This is a genomic window from Intestinibacter sp. (assembly GCF_034113885.1).
Lineage (GTDB): Bacteria > Bacillota > Clostridia > Peptostreptococcales > Peptostreptococcaceae > Intestinibacter.
Genome location: NZ_JAXEWM010000163.1, coordinates 1 through 3,697 on the forward strand (window position 1 = coordinate 1; position 3,697 = coordinate 3,697).

The 3,697-nt window shown below is 31.5% G+C and carries 3 protein-coding genes; 2 read left to right on the forward strand and 1 reads right to left on the reverse strand.

All coding sequences use genetic code 11. The features are described 5' to 3' along the window. Positions 1–796 (reverse strand): protein adenylyltransferase SelO family protein (locus tag SPD90_RS10345; protein WP_320925170.1); only part of this gene is annotated, 796 nt, incomplete at its 3' end. A 180-nt stretch (positions 797–976) separates the two neighbouring features. Here SPD90_RS10345 and SPD90_RS10350 point away from each other — a divergent pair. Together SPD90_RS10350 and SPD90_RS10355 are read left to right on the forward strand one after the other, a co-directional pair. Next, complete coding sequence (locus SPD90_RS10350) at positions 977–2,365, forward strand: APC family permease (RefSeq protein WP_320624235.1); 1,389 nt, start codon at positions 977–979, stop codon at positions 2,363–2,365. Between the two features lie 55 nt (positions 2,366–2,420). Next, on the forward strand, positions 2,421–3,697 hold a 1,277-nt coding region (locus SPD90_RS10355; RefSeq protein WP_320925171.1), incomplete at its 3' end, for an amidohydrolase.

Genomic DNA, 3,697 nt, shown 5'->3' on the forward strand with positions numbered 1-3,697 from the left:
CATAATCGATAGTTTCTCCACATATACTCATATTGTCGGTATTTAAGACACCATGTATAAATCCTACACTTTGCCACTTAGCTACAAGCTTAATCTGGCGTATCATAACCTCATTGATAAAATCAACGTATTTATTTTTGCTGTTTTCTATAAAGGGAAAATGTCTTTTTATAGTATAATCTGTAAGGGCTTTTAATTTATCAGGTCCCAACATATACGATGCATATTCAAAGGTTCCGAATCTAATATGGCTAGCTGCGACTCTAGTTAGTATAGCTCCTTGTTCTATTTTTTCTCTATATACATCTTCTCCAGTAGATATAACAGAGAGACTTCGAGTAGTTGGTATTTTAAGATTGTGCATAGCTTCACTTACTATATATTCTCGTAGCATAGGTCCTAAAACAGCGCGACCGTCTCCGTTTCTAGAATAAGGAGTTCTGCCTGAACCCTTGAGCTGAATATCAAATCTTTCTCCTGAAGGAGTTATTTGTTCACCTATTAGCAAAGCGCGTCCATCGCCTAACATTGTGAAGGTTCCAAATTGATGTCCTGCATATGCTTGTGATATATACGCACCGTTTTCAGAGCTTGTATTTCCTGAAAGAATATAAATTCCTTCTTGAGATTTTAAGAAATCTTTATTTAATCCAAGTGAATCTGATAGATTTTCATTTAAAATAATTAAATTGGGTGATTTTACAGGTTTTAAATCTACATAGCTGTAAAATTTTTTAGGGAGATTTATATATGAATTATCGAAATTGAACCCAGTTTTAACTATTTTATTTGTCATAAAATTGTACTCCTTTCGTAAGTTTAGTTGAATATCTTTTTAATAATATACCCTATTTAATAAGAAAATAACCTTATTTGGTGACAAATAGAAGGTATTAGATAATTGTATGAATTTTCAACATATGTTATAATTTGTAAGTAATTAAAAATTTTTGTAAAAAAAGAAAGGAATAATACCATGAGTGATCAAAAACACGTACAAGAATTATCTTCTGAAAAAACTGAATTCAAAAGAGAAATCGGTGTTTTCGGTGGAGTAAGTATCATCGGTGGAATCATGATAGGTTCAGGGATATTCTATCTTGGTTCTTATGTATTAGACAGAACTAATTACAACTATGGATTAGCTATTTTAGCTTGGATCCTAGGAGGAATAATATCTCTATTTGGTGGATTATGTTATGCAGAATTAGGAGCTGCAATGCCTAAAGCAGGTGGTAGAATGGTATACCTAACAGAAGCATATCATCCATGTGTGGGATTCTTAGCTGGGTTCTCAGATTGGCTAATAGGAGGTCCTGGTTCAGTAGCTGCTTTAGCTATAGCACTTCCTACAGCACTTAAATCTTTTGTAGCACTTAGCGACACAGGTATAAAAGTATTTGCAGTTGTATTAATTATAGGATTAACTATTTACAACTGTTATGGTGTAAAATTATCATCAATACTTCAAAATATTTCTATGGTTGCAAAATTAGTGCCAATTTTATTAATATTAGGAGCAGCATTATTCTGTGGTAAAATAACTCCAGATCTTGGTATAGGTCAAGAAGTAGCATCTTCTGGTGCATCAGGAACTATATCAATGGTTGCATTTGCGATTGTAGCTTCATTGTGGGCTTATGAAGGATGGACTAATTTAAACACAGTAACAGAAGAAATTAAAAATCCTAAGAGAGATTTACCATTAGCATTAATAATCGGTATAGGTGGAATAACAGTACTTTATACATTATTTAACTATGCTATATATAGAGTTTTACCTCATGATACAGTAGTATCAATGATAGGAGATGGAAACTACTATTTAGGAACAGAAGTTGCTAAATTAATTTTTGGTAATGCAGGTGGTATATTAGTTACTGCAGCAATGGTAATAGCTATATTTGGTTCAACAAATGGATTAATATTAGCTCAACCTCGTATGTACTATGCAATGGCTAAAGAAGGTCACTTCTTTAAATCATTTGGAAAATTACATCCTAAATATAAAGTTCCTACAACTGCATTAATAGTTCAAGCAGTAATATCTATAGCATTAGTATTAATTAGAAATCTAGATCAATTAACTACTTTAGTTGTTTTCCAAACAATGTTATTTAACTTCTTAACTGTTTTAGCTGTACCAGTACTTCGTAAGAAAATGCCTGAAATAGACAGACCATACAAAGTTTGGTTCTATCCAGTTAGTATAATAATTACAGCTCTTATTTTCGCAGGATTAGTTGTAAGTACATTCTTCGACGATCCAGTAAGTGCAATAACTGGATTTGCAGTTCCTGCTATAGGTATATTATTCTACTTATACTTTGATAAACAGTTGAAAAAAGAAGGAAAATCAGCATAGGATATTTGTATAATTTCTAATTATATTATGTGAAATTATAGGGGGAAAATAAAAAATGAAAACAGTTTTATTCAATGGAAAAATTTATGTAGAAAAAGAAAAATTTGTAGAAGCTGTTTTAATTGAAGATAGAAAAATTAAAGCTATTGGAACTAATGATGAAATTTTAGCAACTTCAGATATTGACGAAAAAATAGACTGTCAAGGTAAAACAGTAATACCTGGTCTTAATGATTCTCATATGCATATGTTTAGTCTTGGAGAAACAATGTATCAAGCTAAAATAAGTGGTTGTAAGAGCATAGATGAAATGATAGAAATATGCAAAAAATATATATCTGAAAACCCTGAGAGAGTAAAAGGTGGTTTATATGCTCAAGGATGGAATCAAGATCTATTTGAAGATAGCGATAGAATGCCAAATAGATTTGATTTAGATAAAATATCGACAGAAATTCCTATAGTATTAGATAGAGTTTGTGGTCACATATTAGCCACAAATACTAAAGCTATAGAAGTATTAGGATTAGACGGAAATTCTCCACAATACAACGGTGGAACATTTGAAATAGGTGAAGATGGATATCCTAATGGTGTATTTACTGAGAATGCTTGTAATTTTGCAAAAGATATAATTCCAAGACCAGACATAGAAGAAAGAAGAAAAATGTTCATAGAAGCTAGTGAATATGCTGCTGAACATGGTGTAACTACTGTTCAAAGCAATGATTTAGGAACAATAGTATTTGATTATCCAGTTTATTTTAAACTATTCAAAGATATCTATGATTCTGGAGAAGGAATAGTTCGTTATAGACATCAAATTTCTTTTAACACTGTAGATCAATTTAAAGAATATATAAATGGAGAATTAGCTAATGGTAAATACGAAGAGGATTCTCTAATTCAATTAGGACCACTTAAATTGTTTAAAGATGGTAGTTTAGGTGCTAGAACAGCTCTTCTTAGAGAAGATTATAAAGACGACCCAGGTAATAAAGGTCTTGTATGGATGAGCCAAGAAGAAATGGATGAGTTCTGTAAAGTAGCAAGTGAAGCAGGTATACAAGTAGCTACTCACGTTATAGGTGATGCAGCTATTGAACAAACTATAGATAGCTATGAAAAAACATTTGGTGAAGAAGGAAATAAATTAAGACATGCTTTAATTCATTGCCAAATAACAGATAAAGCTTTACTAGAAAGAATAGCTAAATTAGGAATAGTTGTAAGCTATCAACCTATATTCCTTGACTACGATATGCATGTAGTTGAAAATAGATGTGGCAAAGAATTGTCTTCTACTTCTTACGCATTCAAAACTTTAGATGA